Origin of the sequence: Bacillus swezeyi (assembly GCF_030908325.1) — a bacterium.
In the GTDB taxonomy this organism is placed as follows: Bacteria; Bacillota; Bacilli; order Bacillales; family Bacillaceae; genus Bacillus; species Bacillus swezeyi.
The window spans coordinates 37501-58584 of the sequence record NZ_CP133085.1 but is presented as its reverse complement, the minus strand read 5'-3'; the positions used below and the strand labels follow the sequence as shown (position 1 = coordinate 58584).

Annotated in this window: 23 protein-coding genes and 2 rRNA genes (1 of these 25 only partly in view); 1 reads left to right on the top strand and 24 read right to left on the bottom strand. The window is 43.4% G+C overall.

Translation table 11 applies throughout. The annotated features are described in order from the left end of the window. Positions 1-28: 28 nt before the first annotated feature. The 9 genes from ispE to metG all read right to left on the bottom strand — a co-directional run bounded on the left by ispE (position 29) and on the right by metG (position 8930). Positions 29-898: a 4-(cytidine 5'-diphospho)-2-C-methyl-D-erythritol kinase gene (ispE, locus tag RBH91_RS00310; protein ID WP_076761042.1), complete on the bottom strand. Its 870-nt coding sequence runs from the start codon at positions 896-898 to the stop codon at positions 29-31. A gap of 277 nt (positions 899-1175) precedes the next feature. Continuing rightward, positions 1176-1361 carry a small, acid-soluble spore protein, alpha/beta type gene (locus tag RBH91_RS00305; protein WP_076761021.1) on the bottom strand — a complete coding sequence of 62 codons (186 nt, stop codon included), beginning with the start codon at positions 1359-1361 and terminating at the stop codon, positions 1176-1178. Positions 1362-1517: 156 nt separating this feature from the next. Continuing rightward, positions 1518-1778 carry a biofilm formation stimulator Veg gene (veg, locus tag RBH91_RS00300; RefSeq protein ID WP_076761022.1) on the bottom strand — a complete coding sequence of 87 codons (261 nt, stop codon included), beginning with the start codon at positions 1776-1778 and terminating at the stop codon, positions 1518-1520. 228 nt (positions 1779-2006) lie between these two features. After that, positions 2007-2885 carry a sporulation peptidase YabG gene (yabG, locus tag RBH91_RS00295; RefSeq protein WP_307893067.1) on the bottom strand — a complete coding sequence of 293 codons (879 nt, stop codon included), beginning with the start codon at positions 2883-2885 and terminating at the stop codon, positions 2007-2009. A gap of 154 nt (positions 2886-3039) precedes the next feature. Beyond that, positions 3040-3918: a 16S rRNA (adenine(1518)-N(6)/adenine(1519)-N(6))-dimethyltransferase RsmA gene (gene rsmA, locus RBH91_RS00290; RefSeq protein WP_076761024.1), complete on the bottom strand. Its 879-nt coding sequence runs from the start codon at positions 3916-3918 to the stop codon at positions 3040-3042. Beyond that, complete coding sequence (gene rnmV, locus RBH91_RS00285; protein WP_076761043.1) at positions 3911-4471, bottom strand: ribonuclease M5; 561 nt, start codon at positions 4469-4471, stop codon at positions 3911-3913. Before rnmV ends, rsmA begins: the two co-directional genes overlap by 8 nt. 165 nt (positions 4472-4636) lie before the next feature. Further along, complete coding sequence (locus RBH91_RS00280; RefSeq protein ID WP_239693595.1) at positions 4637-5836, bottom strand: resuscitation-promoting factor; 1200 nt, start codon at positions 5834-5836, stop codon at positions 4637-4639. Between the two features lie 245 nt (positions 5837-6081). After that, positions 6082-6849: a TatD family hydrolase gene (locus RBH91_RS00275; RefSeq protein WP_307893065.1), complete on the bottom strand. Its 768-nt coding sequence runs from the start codon at positions 6847-6849 to the stop codon at positions 6082-6084. Between the two features lie 92 nt (positions 6850-6941). Further along, positions 6942-8930, bottom strand: a complete 1989-nt coding sequence (metG, locus tag RBH91_RS00270) for a methionine--tRNA ligase (protein ID WP_307893064.1) — start codon at positions 8928-8930, stop codon at positions 6942-6944. A gap of 506 nt (positions 8931-9436) precedes the next feature. On the opposite strand from metG, the gene abrB reads away from it, so the two are divergent. Further along, positions 9437-9727 (top strand): transition state genes transcriptional regulator AbrB, encoded by a 291-nt coding sequence (gene abrB, locus RBH91_RS00265; RefSeq protein ID WP_094777310.1) that lies wholly within the window; start codon positions 9437-9439, stop codon positions 9725-9727. 48 nt (positions 9728-9775) lie between these two features. On the opposite strand, the gene rsmI is transcribed toward abrB, so the two are convergent. The 15 genes from rsmI to RBH91_RS00190 form a co-directional block, all read right to left on the bottom strand. Beyond that, entirely contained in the window at positions 9776-10651 is an 876-nt protein-coding gene (gene rsmI / locus RBH91_RS00260) for a 16S rRNA (cytidine(1402)-2'-O)-methyltransferase (RefSeq protein WP_307894604.1), read from the bottom strand. Next, positions 10626-10925, bottom strand: a complete 300-nt coding sequence (locus tag RBH91_RS00255; RefSeq protein ID WP_307893063.1) for a GIY-YIG nuclease family protein — start codon at positions 10923-10925, stop codon at positions 10626-10628. The genes rsmI and RBH91_RS00255 overlap by 26 nt, the downstream gene beginning before the upstream one ends. After that, a complete protein-coding gene (locus tag RBH91_RS00250) occupies positions 10912-11655 on the bottom strand; it encodes a tRNA1(Val) (adenine(37)-N6)-methyltransferase (RefSeq protein ID WP_307893062.1) in 744 nt (247 codons plus the stop codon). Before RBH91_RS00250 ends, RBH91_RS00255 begins: the two co-directional genes overlap by 14 nt. Before the next feature lie 65 nt (positions 11656-11720). Beyond that, entirely contained in the window at positions 11721-12083 is a 363-nt protein-coding gene (gene yabA, locus RBH91_RS00245) for a DNA replication initiation control protein YabA (protein ID WP_076761031.1), read from the bottom strand. A 14-nt stretch (positions 12084-12097) separates the two neighbouring features. Next, entirely contained in the window at positions 12098-12925 is an 828-nt protein-coding gene (locus RBH91_RS00240; RefSeq protein WP_307893061.1) for a competence/sporulation regulator complex protein RicT, read from the bottom strand. A 2-nt stretch (positions 12926-12927) separates the two neighbouring features. Continuing rightward, a complete protein-coding gene (gene holB, locus RBH91_RS00235; protein ID WP_307893060.1) occupies positions 12928-13917 on the bottom strand; it encodes a DNA polymerase III subunit delta' in 990 nt (329 codons plus the stop codon). 11 nt (positions 13918-13928) lie between these two features. Continuing rightward, positions 13929-14369, bottom strand: coding sequence for a YaaR family protein (locus tag RBH91_RS00230; protein WP_148959290.1), 441 nt, complete (start codon positions 14367-14369; stop codon positions 13929-13931). 11 nt (positions 14370-14380) lie between these two features. Then, a complete protein-coding gene (locus tag RBH91_RS00225; RefSeq protein WP_076761035.1) occupies positions 14381-14710 on the bottom strand; it encodes a cyclic di-AMP receptor DarA in 330 nt (109 codons plus the stop codon). Between the two features lie 76 nt (positions 14711-14786). Further along, on the bottom strand, positions 14787-15425 hold the full coding sequence (tmk, locus tag RBH91_RS00220; RefSeq protein WP_076761036.1) for a dTMP kinase: 639 nt from the start codon (positions 15423-15425) through the stop codon (positions 14787-14789). Further along, entirely contained in the window at positions 15422-16864 is a 1443-nt protein-coding gene (locus RBH91_RS00215; protein WP_307893059.1) for an aminotransferase class I/II-fold pyridoxal phosphate-dependent enzyme, read from the bottom strand. Before RBH91_RS00215 ends, tmk begins: the two co-directional genes overlap by 4 nt. Before the next feature lie 165 nt (positions 16865-17029). Next, the gene (locus RBH91_RS00210) at positions 17030-18205 is read right to left on the bottom strand and encodes a toxic anion resistance protein (RefSeq protein WP_307893058.1); all 1176 of its coding nucleotides are present in this window, start codon (positions 18203-18205) and stop codon (positions 17030-17032) included. Then, entirely contained in the window at positions 18198-18836 is a 639-nt protein-coding gene (locus tag RBH91_RS00205; RefSeq protein ID WP_307893056.1) for a 5-bromo-4-chloroindolyl phosphate hydrolysis family protein, read from the bottom strand. Before RBH91_RS00205 ends, RBH91_RS00210 begins: the two co-directional genes overlap by 8 nt. Positions 18837-19071: 235 nt before the next feature. Further along, positions 19072-19263 carry a sigma factor G inhibitor Gin gene (locus RBH91_RS00200; RefSeq protein ID WP_076761039.1) on the bottom strand — a complete coding sequence of 64 codons (192 nt, stop codon included), beginning with the start codon at positions 19261-19263 and terminating at the stop codon, positions 19072-19074. A gap of 186 nt (positions 19264-19449) precedes the next feature. Next, positions 19450-19565: ribosomal RNA gene (gene rrf, locus RBH91_RS00195) — 5S ribosomal RNA — on the bottom strand. Between the two features lie 132 nt (positions 19566-19697). Continuing rightward, positions 19698-21084, bottom strand: a 23S ribosomal RNA gene (locus RBH91_RS00190) (it continues 1544 nt past the right edge of the window).

Below are 21084 nucleotides of genomic sequence, written 5' to 3'. Positions count from 1 at the left end.
TAAGAATAATATAACTTAACATACGGATTTAATCAAGGTCATTTTGTTCTCCGATCATTCGGACAGCATATACCTGATCGCAAAACCCTCTTAACCCGTTATATATTCTTTGCACTTTTGATTCATATTGCACCAGCCCGAACACCGTCGGACCGCTTCCGCTCATGAGCACAGCGTCAGCTCCAAAGCGTTTCATCTGATTTTTAATCATCGCTACTTCAGGGTGCATGTTTAATGTAACAGATTCGAGAACATTTCCGAGTTTATCACACATCTTATGGAAATTTTTCTCTTCGATTGCAGAAATCATACCTTGAACATCCGGATGTTCGATTTTGTGAAGCTTTAGCTGTCTGTACACCTCTGCGGTTGATACGCCGATCGTCGGCTTTGCCAGTACGACCCAGCAGTGTGGCGGTGTCTCAATATGCTGAATTTTTTCTCCCCGCCCAGTTGCCAGAGCCGTTCCGCCGTGAACGCAAAATGACACATCAGAGCCGATTTCTGCGCCAAGTTCGGCCAGTTCATGCACAGAAAGCTTCAGATCCCACAGGCGGTTCAGACCTCTAAGGACAGCCGCCGCATCACTGCTTCCCCCTGCAAGCCCCGCAGCCACAGGAATGACTTTCGTAATGAAAATTGAAACACCTTTTGTCAGGCCGAAGCGTTTTTTCATGAGCATCGCAGCCTGATAGGCTAGGTTTCGCTGATCGTCCGGAACAAAACGGTTATGTGAAGAAACCGTTACTTTATCTTCTGCCAGCTCCGTTAATTCAATCCGATCCGCTAAATCAATTGTCGTCATCACCATCTCAACTTCATGATACCCATCAGAACGTTTGCGGCGAACGTCGAGCGACAAATTAATTTTAGCCGGCGCCTTCTCTAAAATACGCAATCCATTCACCTACTTCTCCATCTAAACATAAGTATCCACATTGTAACATATTTTGAAGTAGAGGACGTACAAATGCATGAGGTGCGGCAGGTTGCCGCCTTTTAGCATATGGTCCTATTCCGTAAGTACGAATCCATGCGCTCGTGCGTCCTCATAAACACAGTTTATTTCGCGTAAAATCAGCCGGCTGACCGCACAGAGAACGGTTCACAGCCTTCAAGCATACCGTTGATGATCAAAAAACGGAGGACGCGCTTGTCCTCCGTTTGTCACTGTTTTATTGATTTTCTTGATTTTGAGCCATATGCTGTTCAGCTAATTCAATGGCCCTCTTCACCATATTACCGGCGTCTCTGGCCCGAATTCCGCCCCAGCCCTCGGTTTTTACCGTATCGTAAAAGCCAAGATCTTTAGCCAATTCATTTTTGAATTCCTCTGACATGATGCTTCGTCGTCTGCCCATACGAAACAGCCCCTTTCAAGTATCATACCATTCGTCTGACTCATCATAAAACAAGTGACATTTATTAGCTTTGCTTTATCTCCTCAGAACTTGCCCGAAAAATATTGGATAAAAAAAGACAAAACAAAAAGCAGTAAACATGTTGTCTACTGCTTATTAAAGGGCTACTGAGCTCGGTTTATCGTCAGAAAATCTTAACTCAACCGTCTCAGTAAGGATATCTGCATAACTGTATGAAACTCTTTCAAACGAATTCTCGTCTTGGTCTAGTTGTATCACAAAAACAGAAGGGTACGTCTCAGCTAAAATGCCCGAACGCTCAATCGTTTTTCGGCGGCCACCGTTTGCTTTTAACGTCAGCCTTTTCCCTAAATGTCCATCAAGCGATCTTTTAATATCGGACAATGTTTTCGCCATTGCATCCACCTCACTATAGTCATTATACACTAGGAGCCCATTTTTGTCAAATAAAATTTAAATTATATCAACGTTTATAAGCCCCTGTCAATAAAATATTTGTGACAAATTATACGTCAACTTTCCCTTATTTTCCTCAATTTTCGTTCAGTTATGTATGCTTTTTAAAAAAAGGGAAAATTTTTTCAGCAAAGAAAGCGAAAACCCGCCGGCAGCGGGCGGGCTTAATTATGTGTTTTCGTTTTTATACGGCATTCCGATTCTTAGAACACCGCGGGTTTCAATACCTCCTAGACCCTTCTCCCTCGTTAAAGTATTCCTGAGCACCTCCCAAACGTTAATGCGGTCCATAAACGGAGTGAAGCTGATTTTTGCGACAATATAGACCGGATCAAGCGCATGGATGTTGACTCTTGACGGAGAGCTGGCAAAATTCGCCCCGGCTCTGATCAATGATTCAAAATGGGACTGGCACGCCCCGGCAAATATGACAAGCTGATCAAGATGGGGGATTTTTTTTCTCGCTTTTTGAACGGTTTCGATAAAATCTTTGGAATGCCTGTAAGCATCCAGATTGTCAATGTCCCCTTTCTGTTTTGAATAGGCATCATGTCCGGTGATGACGAGGAGATCTGGCCGATATTCATCAATAAGCTCCTCAATGACGGAAGACATTTTCTTTTCATAGCAATGTATCCCGTATACAGGAACTCCGATCTTTTCATACAATGCCAGGCACTTTTTCAAATAAGCCGAATCTCCATCTAAATGCAATACCCTTCCAGGCATATGAAAATACTGCTGCTGGTTGTTATATTGATTAGTGGCACGGTATTCATGTTTGTCACGAAGAAGCTTATAATCCTGGCGAAGCAGGTCGAGGGATTCCTTCATTTTTGTTTCTTCTTCCCTTTTTCTCATCTGCCGCTCAGCCTCGCGTACAATCTCCAGGTCTGCCAAATGCGCATCAGCGATTAATCTGACCTCATCTCCGTGCAAAACGGCTATAGGATCTCCTTCTGCCGATTGATCAATTCGTATGATTCGAAATAATATATCTCTTCGATAAGATTTTCTTACTACCATATCGCCTATTTTAAATTGCATGCTTTTCACTCCACACATAGACTAAGCCCCATATAATGAATGGAAACAGTAAATAAAGGTGCTTCTTTAGCCTATGTACCTGCCGTTCAAGAGGTGACCAGCTGACAAGCCTTATCAGCTCTGTGTTCCGGCTTCATGAAAAAAAGCCCTCTTTTTAAAGAAGGGCTTTAGATAAATGACCAGAAAGTGCAGCGAACTCCTCAATACTCAGCGATTCTCCGCGCCTTTTCCCATCAATGCGGGCATCTTGGAGCGCTAGTTCAATATCGGCTTTATGCTCTTTGCCATTCGCCAAGTTATTGACGAGATTGTTTAAAAGCGTTTTGCGGCGCTGGGCAAAGCTCGCTTTAACCACCTGAAAGAAAAACGCTTCATTTTGAACGGCAACAGCGGGTTTTTCCCTCAGCGTCAGCCTGATGACGGCAGAGTCAACGTTTGGCTGAGGGACGAACACGGTTTTCGGCACGCTCATGACCGTTTTCGGCTCGGTATAAAACTGCACAGCGATAGAAAGCGAGCCGTATTCTTTTGAAGACGGTTTTGCAGCCATGCGGTCTGCCACCTCTTTTTGAAGCATGACAACAATCCCTTTCAAAGGCAAACCTTCCTCTAAAAGCTTCATAATAATAGGAGTGGTCACATAATAAGGCAGATTTGCGACAACCATCACTTCGTCACAATCTTGAAACTGCTCATCCATCACCTCTCTAATGTCTGCTTTCAGGACATCCTGGTGGATCACAGTCACATTGTCATACGGAGAGAGTGTGTCCTTTAAAATCGGCAAAAGCCTTTGATCGATTTCAAAAGCTGCGACTTTTTTCGCACGCTTTGCGAGCTGCTCGGTCAACGCCCCGATTCCCGGACCGATTTCAATCACGCCCGTCCGTTTCGTCACTTCGGCGTGATCGACGATTCTGTCCAAGATATTTGTGTCAATTAAGAAGTTCTGACCCAAGCTTTTTTTGAATGAAAACCCGTATTTGTTGAGAATTTCTTTTGTCCTTATTGGGGTGGCGATATCTTTATTCATTCTCTTCCTCCCGCAGCACAGCATCCAGTGCGCTTAAATAGTCACTTTTTTTAATTTGAAACATTTGCAGCCGTTTTTGAAGCTGTTTTCCGTTTGTATAGCCAATATTTAAAATCTCACCGAGCCTCTCCCGCCTTTGTTTCGCAAGGGGACCTCCGATCAGGCCGGCTTCGATCAAATCCTGTGCATCAATTTCTGCTTCCGTCACTTCCATTTCTTCTTGAACGGTCTTCAAGCAGTCGCGGATGCTTTGAAGCGAAGCGTGCTCCACACCAATTCCGCGTTTATTTTTAGGCTTTGCCAAATGCTTGGGTAAAAATGCATGCTTGCAGCCGGGCACTTTTTCGGCAATTGTCTTCCTGATTTTTTCCCCGGGATAGTCAGGATCGGTTAAAATAATGACGCCCCGCGTTTTCTGAGCCAGCTGAATTTGTCTAATGACATCTTCTCCTATGGCAGACCCGTTCGTTTCAATTGTATCCGCATCAACAGCCGACTTGATTTTAGCTGTATCATCACGTCCTTCAACAACAATGATTTCTTTAATTTTCATTTCTTCCTCCGCAATCATGAAAACCCTTTTATTACATTTTTAAAAAAACTGAAACCTTTTTGTAATAAAACCGTCTAATTTATTAGAAAACAAGATGGATCTATTATAACCAAAAAAACAGAGGGCGAAAATCCCTCTGCTTGCATATGAATAATAAATGTATATTTAGTTCAAAACCTTGATTTTAACTTTTTTGTTTCCCCACCGGTAAGCGGCAGACTTGTTTGGAAAGAACACATCAATTTTACGGCCTTTAATTGCTGAGCCGGTATCGGCTGCGACAGCATAGCCATAGCCTTCTACGTGTACTTTAGAGCCCAATGGAATGACGCTTGGATCTACAGCGATCACCTTGGAGCCCGGATTATTTTTCAAATTAACGCCGGTTGCAGTATGGCCTGAGCATCCGTTACAGCTTGCAGTATATGCTGTTGAAGATACATAAAACTCTTTTCCTGAGGATTGATTACCGCGCGATACATTCGCGCTGGCTTGAGCCACTGTTTTTTGCTTTGTGCCGACGGCTATTACTTTGGCTTTGCTTTCTGCTGCAGTCTCCTCTTTAATCAGTTCTCTGGAGACTTCTTTGCCGTTTTTCATCACAACGGCATAATGCTTTTCAAGCTTGCCCGCTTTGCCGGGTTGAATAACCTTTTTTTCGCCTTTTTCCAGAGATGAATCTTCTTTCTTCTCGACGTCAAAAGGGATATCCTCTTCCACTACATCGGTGACTTTTTTGATACGAGTAATGTGAACGTCCGCCTGATCCTTTGTCAGTTTTTGATCGAGTGCAGGCTTGACTTCATCATCGCCCTCTATGCTGATCTTATGGTGTTTTAAAAAGTCAGCGACCGTAGTCGAAGTTGTCCATATGTCCTTATCTTTGCCGGAATCCTTAACGGTTACTTTAAAAGCCCTTTGTAAAGTCAGCTTCATGTCTTTTTTTATCTCTTTATCAACTGAGGGGTTAATTTGATCGTGTTCCGCCAACTCAAGATTTAAATCTTTAAGAAGCTTGCCGACTGTACCCGCTGTTGTCCATATTTTCTTTTTCTCTCCGTCCATCGTGAAGTGAACGGGTTTTGCAGCAACATATTCAACATTCATGTTGCTTGTAATTTTTGTATCTTCAGCGGGAGAGATGTGATCTTCTTTCCTCGTTTCGATGTCTAAGCTTTTCAGCAGCTCACCTACGGTTTTAGCATGCGTGCGAACGTCCTGCTTTTTACCGTTAATAGAAATTGAGATTTGTTGTTTAGCGAGCTCTTGTGCTCCGTAAGCAGTTCCGCTTCCTGCCACAAGCAGTCCAGCAGCAATCAGTATCCATCTGCTTTTGCTAAGCTTTACGGAAAACAGCTTTTTCATTTTTTGTATGATGAAAAACGCCTCCTTCTCCTCGGGGAGATTATATAGAGTATCTACAAGACTGTCAACCCTCCTCTCTATTTTCTCCGCAAGCCCGCCATCTCTTTTATTATGGAAACACCACTTTATAAAAGAAAGAAAGACTTGTCGACAAAGATATCCTATGAGTGTAAACAGACATGTAGAACTTTTAAGAACCCTCCCCCGAAAAGACAAGCTTGTACAAAGGTCGATATCAAATGCTGTCAGCTGATGCCGAAAAGTTTTTTGGCATTTTCTGTTGTCATGACTGCTACTTCCTCGTAAGTAAGCCCTTTTAATTCGGCAATCTGTTCCGCGACAAGTTTGACATAGCTTGGTTCATTCCGCTTCCCTCTGTATGGGTGAGGCGTTAAAAACGGGCAATCTGTCTCAATCAAAATCCGGTCATTTGGTATTTGTTTGACAACTTCTTTAGGTTTTTTGGCATTTTTAAATGTAACCGGACCTCCGAAAGATAGGTAAAAATTCATATTGATACACTCTTTCGCAATTTCGGCGCTGCCGGTAAAACAGTGCATAATTCCGCCGACTTCTTCCGCCCCTTCTTCACGTAAAATCGCCACCACGTCCTCTGTTGCATCACGGTTGTGAATCACAATTGGCAAGTTGACCTCTTTAGCCAAAGCAATCTGTTTCCTAAACACATCTTTTTGAATATCTTTTGGCGACTTATCCCAGTGATAATCAAGGCCCATTTCTCCAATGGCCACGACCTTCTCATGGGAAGAGAGATCTTTTATCCACGCTAAGTCTTCATCCGTCATATCAATCGCATCAACCGGGTGCCAGCCGATGGCGGCATAAATAAAATCATATTTTTCAATCAATTCCATCGCGTGTGTGATTGTTGGACGGTCAAAACCGACAACGACGATGTGTTCCACTTTTTCTTCCTTTGCCCGAGCAATGACATCTTCCAAATCGTCGTTAAACTGCTCGGCATTTAAATGTGCATGCGTATCAAATAACATAAAAACGCCACCTTTTAGTGTTTATTGTCGATAAAAACAAAAGGTGTTCGACGAAATGTTACACGTGAAACACCTTTTGTTTGTTGTTTGATTTATTTAATTCGTGTTCCGTTGGCTAATGAGCTGTCAATAGATGCCAGCGAAAGAACCCCATTGTCTTCTCCGGCTAAAATCATGCCTTGGGACAATTCTCCTCTTAGTTTAACCGGTTTTAAGTTGGTTACACAGATGACTTTTCGGCCGATCAACTCTTCCGGTTTGTAATGCTTCGCAATTCCGGATACGACCTGGCGCTTTTCAAATCCAAGGTCAAGCTGGAGTTTTAACAGACGGTCTGCTTTTTTGACAGGTTCAGCATGGATGACCTCTGCTACCCGCAGCTCGGTGCTCATAAAGTCGTCAAATGTAATTTCCGGAAGTCTTTCCGGGCCTTCCGCTTCTTTTTTCGGTTCTTCTTTAGGAGCTGATCCCTGCATTTTTGCTTTTATATAAGCCACTTCTTCCTCAGCATCAAGCCGCGGGAATAATGGTTCGCCTTTTTGGACCTGCACAGATTTCAATTGTCCGAAACTTTCGATGCTATCCCACGCTTTTAGCGTCGAATCCGTAATGCCGAGCTGTGAAAAAATCTTTTCCGGTGTCTGCGTTAAGAATGGCTGAAGCAACACGGCGGTGATTCTCAGTGATTCTGCCAAATGATACATCACAGATTGAAGCTCTTTTTCCTTTTCTTTATCTTTTGCAAGAACCCAAGGAGCTGTCTCATCAATATATTTGTTCGTTCTGCTGACAAACTGCCAGAGAGATGAGAGGGCCACAGAGAACTCCATGTTTTCGATTGCCCGTTCATACGCTTGGACCGTCTTTTTCGCAAATGACGATAATGGTTCATCATAATCCGTGACAGGACCTTCATAGGAGTTGATCTGTCCGTCAAAGTATTTATTAATCATGGCGACTGTTCTGTTCAAAAGGTTGCCTAAGTCATTTGCTAGATCATAATTAATCCGCTCAACAAATCCTTCCGGTGTAAATACGCCGTCAGAACCAAACGGGACTTCGCGAAGCAGATAGTAGCGCAAAGCATCAAGGCCATATTTGTCAATTAATGTAATAGGGTCCACCACGTTCCCTTTTGACTTCGACATTTTTCCATCTTTCATTAACAGCCATCCGTGCGCAAACACCTTTTTAGGCAGCGGAAGGTCTAATGCCATCAGCATGATCGGCCAGTAGATGGTATGGAAGCGGACAATTTCCTTGCCGACAAGATGAACGTCTGCCGGCCAATATTTTTTATAATTTTCATCATTTGCCGTATTAAAGCCAAGAGCCGTGATGTAGTTAAACAGCGCATCTATCCATACATATATGACATGCTTTGGATTTCCCGGCACTTTGATGCCCCAGTCAAATGTCGTCCGGGAAACAGCTAGATCCTCCAGACCCGGTTTAATAAAGTTGTTGATCATTTCGTTTTTGCGGGATTCAGGCTGAATGAATTCAGGATTTTCTTCATAGAAAGCCAACAAACGGTCAGCGTATTTACCCATGCGGAAGAAATATGATTCTTCCTTAATCAGTTCTACAGGATGCCCGCTGTCAGGACTTTTCCCTCCGATGACCTTGCCGTTTTCGTTGCGTTCAACATCGACAAGCTGAGTTTCGGTATAAAATGTTTCGTCAGGAATGCTGTACCAGCCCTCATATTGGTCAAGATAAATATCACCATTGTCGAGCAGCTTTTGGAAAACCTTTTCGATAACGATCTTATGGCGTTCTTCTGTCGTCCGAATGAAATCGTCATTGGATATATCAAGCTTTTTCCAGAGCAGCTGAATATCCTCTGCCGCACGATCCACCAATTCCTGCGGAGTAATATTTGCTTCATCCGCCGTTTTCTGGATTTTCTGTCCGTGCTCATCTGTTCCTGTTAAGTATCTTACATCATAGCCTCTCATTCTTTTATACCGAGCCATTGCATCGCCGGCAACAGTCGTATAGGCATGTCCAATATGTAGCTTTCCACTCGGATAGTAGATCGGTGTTGTAATGTAAAACGTATTCTTTTCTTGCGGCATGATGGAACCTCCCAATTAAAATGTCAAAAAACTCCCGCCCAAAGGACGAGAGCGGTCAATGTCTTCATTCAATCATCACTTATACATAATCCCTCTTTATATGATACCATCTTAGCCTTTAAGTTCAAGAAAATATACATTGTCGATAAACAATGAATTCAGTCGATTACAAATTTTGAATTGAAAAGAAATATTATACTTCGACAAAAAAATGCTTTCATTGTCGAATAATGTCGTATATAATCGATATGAAGAAAAACCTTAGTTCGAAAGTCTTGATTTAAGTACGTTTTTTAGGATGATCGCGTGGTTTTATCATCTTCAAATCCCTTGTTTAATCAGTTCTTCCAAGGTCTTTTGACTATATGATCTAATTTTTACAAACAATAGAAAAGAAAATGATTGACGTATATTGGAAACCTTGTTATGCTAGGACTGTAAGTATTTTGTCGAATAATGACGAAGATAAATAACACCTAATAAAATAAGAATCTTTCGGGAGGAGAATGAATATGAAATCTACAGGTATTGTACGTAAAGTTGATGAGCTAGGACGCGTGGTGATTCCGATTGAACTTCGCCGTACACTTGGAATTGCAGAAAAAGACGCTCTTGAAATCTATGTAGATGACGAAAAAATCATCTTGAAAAAATACAAACCAAACATGACTTGCCAAGTAACAGGTGAAGTTTCTGATGACAACCTTAAACTTGCAGGCGGTAAATTGGTTCTTAGCCCAGAAGGCGCTGAGCAAATCATTAGCGAAATTCAATCACAACTTCAATCTCAAAAATAATTATTTTGATTATACAAAAACCGTTCTTGCCGAAGCAAGAGCGGTTTTTTAATTTTGAATATGGTATGCGTCATATATTTGTCGTTTAGGGACGCTGCGGTCCACAGCGGTTTTTTTAATCGCTTCTTTTGAATGGATCCCTTTGCTGATATAATGTTCAACATGTTCTTTTTCTGAAAGGCTCTCCCACCAAGCTGTTTCTTCCACGACTTCTTCAGCCGTCCCTTCAATCACAAGGCAAAACTCTCCCCGAACTTGTTCCTGCTCGGTCCATGCTATCACTTCTTCAACGGTCCCTCTTATAAATTCTTCAAACTTCTTTGTCAGTTCTCTCGTCACTGCCATTTTACGGTTTCCCCACACATCGTAAATCGCTGAAAGCGTCTCCTTCAGCCTATGGGGCGATTCATAAAAAATAATCGTTTCCCGCCTGTTTTTTAGGGCGTCAAGCTGTTTTTTTCTTTCGCGCTTATTTCGGTCCAAAAATCCGAAAAAGAAAAATGGCTGCGGAGCCAGGCCTGAGGCAATCAGTGCGGTCAAAGCTGCATTCGCACCGGGCAGCGGCACGACATAACCGCCTGTATGGATATAATCGCGGACGATTTCAGCGCCTGGATCAGAGATCGTCGGCATGCCGGCGTCACTGACCAAAGCGATATTTTTTCCTTCCTTTAACCATTCCAAAATTTTATGTCCACTGCTTTCTTTGTTATGTTCATGGTAGCTGACAAGCTGTGTTTCAATCTGATAGACATGGCACAATTTCTTTGTCTGCCTTGTATCCTCTGCGGCGATGATGTCGGCTGTCTTCAATGTATCAATAGCCCGAAATGTCATATCCTCTAGGTTTCCTATTGGCGTCGGCACGAGATATAAAATCCCCATCTCTGATTTTTGGTCAAAACTCTTTTGTCGATTGATGATCAACATCCTCCCTTCTCTTTTGGTTTTCTTCTATATACCGCTCTTTGTTTTTTCTCGATAATTTTTTGAAATAATACTCGGCCTGCATGGCCTCTCTTTTCGTTGAAAAGCGTTCCGCATAATGGAGCGTAACCGGCAGCCTTGCTCTTGTATATTTGGCTCCCTTCCCGTCATTATGGGTTTTCAAGCGTTTCTCAATATTATTCGTATAGCCCGCATATAAGCTGCCGTCCCGGCATGCCAGCACATAAAAGTAATAATTACTTGTCTCCATATAAAATCTTCCTTATCTCGCTTGTATATTGATCATGCTCATCATATACAAACAGAGGAGGCAAAATTTTCAGGTCAGGCCGTCCGTTTTTAATTCCTTCAACTAAAATTGTATTGGCTTCTTTGCTCTGTTTTGGATAGACAAATTGTACACGTTTCGGCTCAATCTGATAGGCCTTCAACAATTCAAATATTTCGAGCAATCTTCCCGGCCTATGGACAAGTGCCAGTTTTCCGCCTTGTTTTAAAAGCTTGCTGCTGACACGAATCACATCCTCAAGTGTGCAATAAATTTCATGTCTGGCAATGGCCAGATGTTCATTAAGATTTTGTTCCGTTTTTTGAGGTGTTTTAAAATAAGGGGGATTGCAAGTGATAACATCGGCCTTATTGTAGCCAAGCACCTGCGGCATATTGTTCAAATCATCCCTGATAAGGTGAATCTGTTCTTGAAGCTTGTTGTATGCCACACTGCGCAGGGCCATATCATACAATCTTTCTTGGATTTCAACCCCGGTGATTTCCGCTTTTGAACGGGTGCTGAGAAGCAGCGGGACAATGCCGTTGCCCGTGCATAAATCAATGATCTTTCCTTTTTGGATTGGAACATAAGCAAACTTCGACAGCAGCACCGCATCTAAAGAAAATGCAAAAACCGTCGGACTTTGCACGATCTTCATATTCTCCGCCAGCACATCATCCAGTCGTTCATCATCTTTTAATTGAATCATGTTTTTTTCCTTTCCTGCAAAATCTGTCCCGTTAAAAGGGCTTCCGTTCCACCGGAAGCCCTTGCTTATTTCTTATTTAGAAACGACAGGCAGAACAGGCAGTCTCCTTCTTTGCGGACGCTTCCGTAATGGATATTGCAAATATGGAAGCCCTCCTGATACAGGCGGGCCAGATTATCATGGCCTTCTCCAATATCAGCATGCCCTGTCTTCTCCGCTTTTATCTCTTTCTCATCCGCTTTTACAGCTTTCAGCCTTTGATCTGTCTCTTCCAACCGCTTGCGCAGATGTTCGTTTTCCAGCTGCAAATGATTGTTTTCTTCGATCATTTCCCCGATATGCTGCTTAAGATCTCCAAGCTGACGGTAAAGGGACCCGATTTGTTCTTCTAAACTTATGACTGTATCAAACAATTCTTTTTTATCCAAGGTTTCACACCTCGTTAATCTGTGGTTTGTGCAGATACGACACCTTCTTGCAACAACTCATCCCACGTGTATTCCAAGACTTTTTCGCAATCTGTCAATTCGACTTGCAGGATGCGTTCAAGAATGTTCAGTCCGACGACTTTCGCCGGTCCATTGGACGTGGCGATCACTTCCCCGATATCCGGAAGCTGTTCTTTGGCTGTTTCGTATTCATCGTTTTCATATTTCAGACAGCACATCAGCCGTCCGCATAGGCCAGAAATCTTTGTCGGATTAAGAGATAGATTTTGATCTTTTGCCATTTTGATAGAAACCGGCTCAAAATCGCCGAGAAACGTCGAACAGCACAGCATTCTACCGCACGGCCCGATGCCGCCGAGCATTTTGGCTTCATCCCTTACGCCGATTTGTCTGAGTTCGATTCTCGTTTTAAAGATCGATGCCAAATCTTTCACAAGTTCTCTAAAATCGACTCGTCCGTCAGCCGTAAAATAAAAAATGACTTTATTTCGGTCAAAGGTAAATTCTACATCGACCAATTTCATTTCCAAGCCGTGCTCATTGACCTTTTTCTGGCATACGTCAAAGGCGGACAGTGCAGCCTCTTGATTTTCTTCAACAATCAGCCGATCGCGGTCATCTGCCACCCTGATGACTTTTCTTAAAGGCAGCACAACATCGTTCTCGTCCACCTTCTTATTCGCGATGACAACCTGCCCGTATTCAACACCTCGAACAGTTTCAACGATCACACAGCTGTCTTTATCTATCTGAAATCCATTTGGATCAAAGTAATAAATTTTGCCCGCTTTTTTAAAGCGAACACCAATGACGTTATACAAGCTTATCCCTCCTGCAGCATTAAAACCAAGTGCTCCATTAAACCTTGAGCATTCACATTGGAATAAAGCCGTTTTTTTGCTTCTAAAACAGCAAGTATCTGGTTTGTCACTCTTTGTTGTGTCGATTGCAGCGCGTGCTGTTTTAATGATTGGAATAAGTCCTGAAATAGTATTTTATCCTCATGTCCTATCTGAATGGACAACACATCACGATATATAAATAAAAGCATGTCAAGACCCATTTCTTGGTGGTCTTTCTCCTTGAAAAAGGGCATCCACTGATCTTGAATATAGAAAAAAGCATGTCCTTTTCGCTGGTGTAAGACTTCATACAATTTTATCACTTTCGCTCTCGACTCTGCAAACTGATCATTTCGACTTAATTCGAGCGCTTCCGATAAATTGTTGGTCATATTCGACAATATCGCCGCAAGATGTGGTGCAACCTCTTGTTTGATCAGTTCCTTTTCAATCGATTCAGGCAGCAGCGATTGAAAAGACAGAACCTGGCACCTCGATATAATCGTATCAAGCAGCTTTTGCGGCTGTTCAGTTAAAAGAACGGCTATCGTATCATTGCTCGGCTCTTCTAAAAACTTCAGCAGACTGTTGGCTGCATTTGCCGTCATCTGATCTGCATGGGAGATAATGTACAGCTTTTTATGCGATTCCAAGCCGGTTTTTGAGAATTCTTCCTGAAGGGCCTGAATTTGTCCTTTTTTAATCGACAAGCCATCCGGATGAACGACGTGTACGTCAGGGTGGTTGCCTGAGTCAATCCGCTGACAGTTTCGGCAGGATTCACAAGGCTCAGTCCCGTCTTCAATGCAAAAGAAACTTTTCGCCAGCAATACAGCTGCATCTAATTTGCCTGTTCCTTTTCGCCCTTCAAACAAATAAGCATGTGCAAGACGATTTCGTTCTACACTATTTTGCAAAAGCCTCATGACACGCGGCTGAAGCTTTTGCATTTCTGTCCAGGTTGTAGCCATACCATCACTCTCTATGTGTAAAGGTTTATCAATAAACCTTTTATTTCTCCAATTCGGTCCAGCAATTCGATAGAAGGTTTTTCTTGATCCATTAATTCCTCTGTTAATTGTACAAGCTTTTCGTCAAGCTCTTTTACAATACTTAATGTCCGACTGTTTCCGTATAAATCAAAACTTCTTGAACTTTCAACCGTTAGGCCGTTTTCAACGGTTTCTTTCACAAAACGTTTAACCAAACCTTTAAAACGTGCAAGATCTTTGAAGTTTCTCGATTTCGTCAGCCGTTTTCCAAATGTTTCAATATCGGTCAGAAGCATTGTCAGCTGTTCAAACCTGAGCTTGCCGCTTTGTATATTCATTTTCTCCTTAAATGAAGAAGATGTGTTTTCTCCTCTTATTGAAGGAGCTTGCTGTTTTTCTATCATCGTCCGCAGTTCTTGACTTATTTTCATATCCTCAACCCTTAAAATTGATGGAATTGCTCGATCGGCAGTACAAAAACGGTTGCTCCGCCTACTTCAACTTCAACAGGATATGGGACATATGAATCCGCATTCCCTCCCATTGGAGAGACAGGCGCGATCAGCTGATCCCGTTTGCTTCCGTTTTCTTTTATCAGATTTAACGCTTTATCTACTCGAATATCATCTACGCCCAACATAAAGGTTGTGTTTCCCGATTTCAGAAAGCCGCCGGTTGTCGCCAGCTTAGTCACGCGAAAATTATGATCGGTCAATGCCTTTAAAAGCCGATTGCTGTCTTGATCCTGAACAACAGCTATAATTAACTTCATATGAAAAGCCTCCTTTTGATTGGAAACACCTAAAAAGATATTCTTGTTACCATTATAACAATGAATGGTAATCAGGTCACAATTGAATTTTTTTTAATGCTTCCTCAATCATTTCATTTACCCTTTTGATTACATGATCAATGGTCTGGCTGGCATCAACCGTTCGAAATCGCTCCGGAAACCGGCTGATAACCTCTTGATAGCCTTCCTGAACAAGCTTATGAAAATTGATTTGTTCAAGATCAAGACGGTTTTTCTCACGAGCGCGATTGGCATGAATCCGTTTGATCCCTTCTTCCGGGTCGATGGCAAAGTAGATCGTAGCATTCGGCATCATGCCGCCGATCGCAAATTGATTGATGGAGAGGACTTCGTCAATCCCAAGGCCCCTTGCATAGCCTTGGTAGGCAAGCGAGCTGTCGATAAACCGGTCGCATAAGACGATTTTCCCTTCATCAAGAGCCGGCTTTACTTTTTCAATAAGGTGCTGCCTTCTTGCCGCCGCATACAACAGCGCCTCTGTTTTAGGGTCCATGCCTGTATTTTTTGGATTGAGAATGACCTCGCGAATTTGTTCAGATATGTCAATGCCGCCCGGCTCCCTTGTTGTGAGAACGGAATGGCCGTTTTTCATCAATTCTTGTGCTGCTGCCTGAAGGACGGTTGTTTTTCCCGCGCCTTCAGGCCCTTCAAAGGTAATAAATAAACCGCTCATGATTTCTCCTCTTCCATGTATACAGATAATTGTTTATGTTTCAGCTGAATGCCTCCCTGGATGTGCGCCTTCAGCTCGACAAGCCGTGATAACTGACTGATGCTTTCTTTGGTTATTCTTTCTCCTGCCATGATCAAAGGAATGCCGGGCGGATAAGGGATCACCTGCTCTGCGCTTATCCTGCCGGCGGCTCTGCTGAAAGGCACGCACTCCTTTTTAAAGGAAGACATGATGTTTTTCTCGTAAGGCAAGGTTGTGATTTTTTCGAAAGGCAGCTCGATCCGGGATTGGCTGCCATTTTCAGCGGGCCTGTCATTGATCTCCTTGTCAATCCTCTTGATGAGTTCCGATGAAAGCCGGCTTTTCCCTCCTAATGGAAGGATAAACAGCACCTGCTTTTCATCTGCCAATTCAGGATGCACGCCGTTCGCCTCAAATATATTTTTCAGTTGGTAGCCGGAGTGGCCCCGTTTCGATCTGAGGCATAGCTTCAGCGGATCTTGCCGAATACCGGGGTCAGCCGGTTCAATGATTTCCACACCTTTTATTTTCAAAAAAAGCTTTTTCATCTCAATGAGCTCTTTTTCAATATTCGTTATGTGATTTGTTTTGATGATTTCTTCGGCATATGCCCTGGCTAAATCCAATGATGCCATAATGGGATAAGACGGACTGCTGCTCTGCAGCATGGTTAGATAATGTGACAATCTGTCTCTGTTTATTCTACCGCTGTTGAGGTGCAGATAAGAACCCATTGTCATTGCTGGAAGCGTTTTATGAGCCGACTGTACGACGACATCTGCTCCAGCTTGCAAAGCCTGCGGAGGAAAAGGGCCGTTCAATACAAAATGGGCGCCATGTGCTTCATCGACAAGAACAGGGATATTATGTTTATGGGCTTCTGCGATGATTGGCGTCAAATTAACGGCATGGCCGTAGTAATTAGGATATGTCAACATCAGCGCTTTTGCCGACGGATATTTCGAAATCGCCTCTTTGACTGTCTCTTGTAAAATATGTGTAGGAACTGCCAGCGTTTCATCGACTTCAGGCGTCAAAAAAACCGGATGAGCGCCTGAAAGCTCAATTGCATGAAAAACCGACTTATGGCAGTTTCGCTGAACGAGCAAATGGTCGCCCGGCTGGCAGACTGAAAGAATCATTGCCAAATTGCCGACTGTCGAACCGTTAACAAGAAAAAAGCTTTCTTTTGAACCATACAGCTTAGAGGTTAAATCTTGTGCTTCCTTAATTATACCTGATGGTTCATGTAAATCATCTAGACCCGTCAATTCGGTTACATCGATTTTCAGGATGGATTCAAACAGCGTTTTCGCTTCATCAAAAAAGACATCTCCATTGTGATGTCCCGGAACGTGAAAAGAATGATAATTTCCTTCTGCATGGTGAACCAATGCTGTATATAAAGGTGTTTTCATATGAACCGATCCTTTAGTATAAGCCGAGAGAATGGTCAATCTCCGGCATCTCTCTTTTTGTTTCAGGCATCCAGCAGCTGCCGGATGCCAATGTGAATACTGCCCTTATTATACCCTTCAAAGTGAAGAACTTAAAGGGATGACCTTTTGGTAATTCTTCTGATTTCACGACTGATTTTCTTTTATGTTCAGAAGCTTGACTTTAAGGTCGTCCTCCATCGCTCTTAATTCTTCTTTTGCCTGCAGGCGTTTCGTGCGGCCCTCTTCTTGAATTTTGAGGGTCTCTTCAAGTGTGCCGATTAAACTTTCCTGCACATTTTTCAAGGTTTCAATATCGATGAAGCCGCGTTCGTTCTCTTTCATAATTTCAACCGTATTGACTTTCATCATCTCCGCATTTTTTAAGAGGAACTCATTTGTCGTGTCTGAGATCTGCTTTTGAGCTTTTACAGCGCGGCGCTGCCGCAGCAGGGCAATCGTAATGGACACTTGGTTTTTCCAAAGGGGGATGGCTGTCATAATCGAAGACTGGATCTTTTCAATCAGCACTTGATTGGTATTTTGGATCAGACGGATCTGCGGTGCGCTCTGCATTGTCATTTGCCTGCTCAAATTCAAATCATACACCCGTTTTTCCAAGTGGTCGGCAAACTGAATCAAATCATTCACTTCTTGAACTGCCATTGGATTATGCACTGCTGTTTTTATTTTTACCTTAAGCTGAGGAATGGTTTTTGTATGTAATTCCTCAACCTTCAGCTGTGCGGCGGCAATATAGATATTCAGCGCTTCATAGTATTCCTTATTCTTTTTATAAAGCTGATCAAACATCTTGTTGTCATCGATCAGCGCATCTTTGGAATGCTCAAGCTTTACACTGATTCTGTCAATTTGGGCGCCTGTTTTTTGATATCTCGATAATACCTCTTGAACCGAATGGGAAACCTTGCCGAAGAAGCGGAAAAAGACATTCTTTTTTTCGGCCTGTAATTCATCAGGGCTGACATCTTCAAACTTTTTCATCAAATCGCTTAAGACCTGACCGATTTCGCTGACATCCTTTTTTTGAACATGCTCAAGCATTGCATGGGAAAAATCTAAAAGCTTTGATTGAGCTTGAATTCCATACAACGTAATACTTTGATGATTCTTCGGGTCAATCCGTTCTGCAAGCTGTAACGCTTGTCTTCGGATTTCTTCAGGCAATGCATCAATCAGCTTCGTCTGTTCTTCACCTTTTTCCGAGGCGTGCTGCCCGCCTTGTCCAAAAGGATCTGAAAGAAGATCATCAAATTCAAGCCCTGCCTCTGTCTTTTGTAATGACAGTTTAGATTCACTCATTCAGCTTGCCCCCTTCAGCTTTTCTTAAATGAGTTTTTGCGACATCCAGCTCAAATTCCAAGTGGTCGATATCTGTCTTAAGCAGGTCATAAAGGTCTTCTTCCAATTGTTTAGCAAGCTGTTCAATTGTCATTCGTGTGTCACTCAAAGAAACTTCGAGCTTCGCGTTCCTCTTCGGCTGCGAGGCTAAAAATGCATACTTTTCAGTCAGCTCAACAATCGAATCAAGGTTTTGATAGTAAAAGCGCTCCACTTGATAAAAACGCTTTGGTTCATTCTTTGTGATCATGTAAATTTTTCTGACGATACGGAGGATTTCTATATTTTGTTTTATCGTTTGTATGTTTTTGACGGCAAACAGCGCTTTTCTTAAACGATCAATTTTCAATTTTGCTTCTTGCAAATTTTGTTTAATATAGGCATATTCACGTCTTGTAAGCTGATTGTCTTTTAAAATCATATAGGTCCCGTACCATTTTCCTCCGAGGTAAATGACAATCCAAGATCCTGCGGCATAAAAAGACGACAGCAGGAACGTCTGGTTAAAGGCAAAGAAGCTGGTAAACCAAAGGAGCACGGACACTGAGCTTGCGGCGGCTACACGAATCAAAAAATGAAGAATCGATTTCATCAGACCATCTACTCCTAAAATATATTTTCATGGGAGATCAAAAGTTTCTTGGCATTAGTCTCTCATACGGATGATGACTAAACAGCGTTTCAGGTGAAAAGCCATGTTATATATAGTAAAAAAGACATCTTCGTCCGATGTCCTAAAAGAAATGTGTAAGTTCATTATACCCTGCCCCTATAGAAACTTGAAGAATTCCTGTTTTATTTGCAAAAAAAAAAGACCTTGGGACGGTCTAAGAATACAATGGCGGTGTTCGAAGACTTTTTAATTTTTTCACATAATCAGAGTATTGAGGGTCGGACGTTGATGTACAGATAATCTTTTTCTCACAATCTGCACATAAAAATTTTGTATAAAGGTGAATACCTTCTGTTTTGCTTTCTTCACAAATGATACACGTTTCCCCATGATCAGACTTACTCATCCATTCCACCTCCATGGTATAAGTATTTCCAACACGCAGTATTTGTATACAAAATTAAGAATGTTTTTGAAGGTTAGAATTAGTATATGTAAGGACGAAATATTAGGTGTTTGTATCAATATCCTTATTTCGTTGGAGCCGGTTAAAAACAAAAAGACCAGCTGATATCAGCTGGTCTTCCTAAGCGCTTGGCGGCGTCCTACTCTCACAGGGGGAAACCCCCAACTACCATCGGCGCTGAAGAGCTTAACTTCCGTGTTCGGCATGGGAACGGGTGTGACCTCTTCGCTATCGCCACCAAACTATGCCTTCAGGACGAAGGTACTGGGCGTTCCTCACAGGAAGTGAGGGCCTTTAGCCGAGTTTCCTTGCCTTTGGCTTTTGAGAGCATTCTCTCAAAACTAGATAACGGTCAGACATTTCACAAAAATATTTAGGTTAAGTCCTCGATCGATTAGTATCTGTCAGCTCCATGTGTCACCACACTTCCACCTCAGACCTATCAACCTGATCATCTTTCAGGGATCTTACTTCCTTGCGGAATGGGAAATCTCATCTTGAGGGGGGCTTCATGCTTAGATGCTTTCAGCACTTATCCCGTCCGCACATAGCTACCCAGCGATGCCCTTGGCAGAACAACTGGTACACCAGCGGTGCGTCCATCCCGGTCCTCTCGTACTAAGGACAGCTCCTCTCAAATTTCCTGCGCCCGCGACGGATAGGGACCGAACTGTCTCACGACGTTCTGAACCCAGCTCGCGTACCGCTTTAATGGGCGAACAGCCCAACCCTTGGGACCGACTACAGCCCCAGGATGCGATGAGCCGACATCGAGGTGCCAAACCTCCCCGTCGATGTGGACTCTTGGGGGAGATAAGCCTGTTATCCCCGGGGTAGCTTTTATCCGTTGAGCGATGGCCCTTCCATGCGGAACCACCGGATCACTAAGCCCGACTTTCGTCCCTGCTCGACTTGTAGGTCTCGCAGTCAAGCTCCCTTGTGCCTTTACACTCTGCGAATGATTTCCAACCATTCTGAGGGAACCTTTGGGCGCCTCCGTTACCTTTTAGGAGGCGACCGCCCCAGTCAAACTGCCCACCTGACACTGTCTCCCTGCCCGATAAGGGCAGCGGGTTAGAAGGTCAATACAGCCAGGGTAGTATCCCACCGATGCCTCCACCGAAGCTAGCGCTCCGGTTTCCAAGGCTCCTACCTATCCTGTACAAGCTGTACCAACATTCAATATCAGGCTGCAGTAAAGCTCCACGGGGTCTTTCCGTCCTGTCGCGGGTAACCTGCATCTTCACAGGTACTATAATTTCACCGAGTCTCTCGTTGAGACAGTGCCCAGATCGTTGCGCCTTTCGTGCGGGTCGGAACTTACCCGACAAGGAATTTCGCTACCTTAGGACCGTTATAGTTACGGCCGCCGTTTACTGGGGCTTCAATTCGCACCTTCGCATACGCTAAGCGCTCCTCTTAACCTTCCAGCACCGGGCAGGCGTCAGCCCCTATACTTCGCCTTACGGCTTCGCAGAGACCTGTGTTTTTGCTAAACAGTCGCCTGGGCCTATTCACTGCGGCTCTCTCGGGCTTGCACCCTAACAGAGCACCCCTTCTCCCGAAGTTACGGGGTCATTTTGCCGAGTTCCTTAACGAGAGTTCTCTCGATCACCTTAGGATTCTCTCCTCGCCTACCTGTGTCGGTTTGCGGTACGGGCACCTCTCACCTCGCTAGAGGCTTTTCTTGGCAGTGTGGAATCAGGAACTTCGCTACTATATTTCGCTCGCCATCACAGCTCAGCCTTTACGGGAAACGGA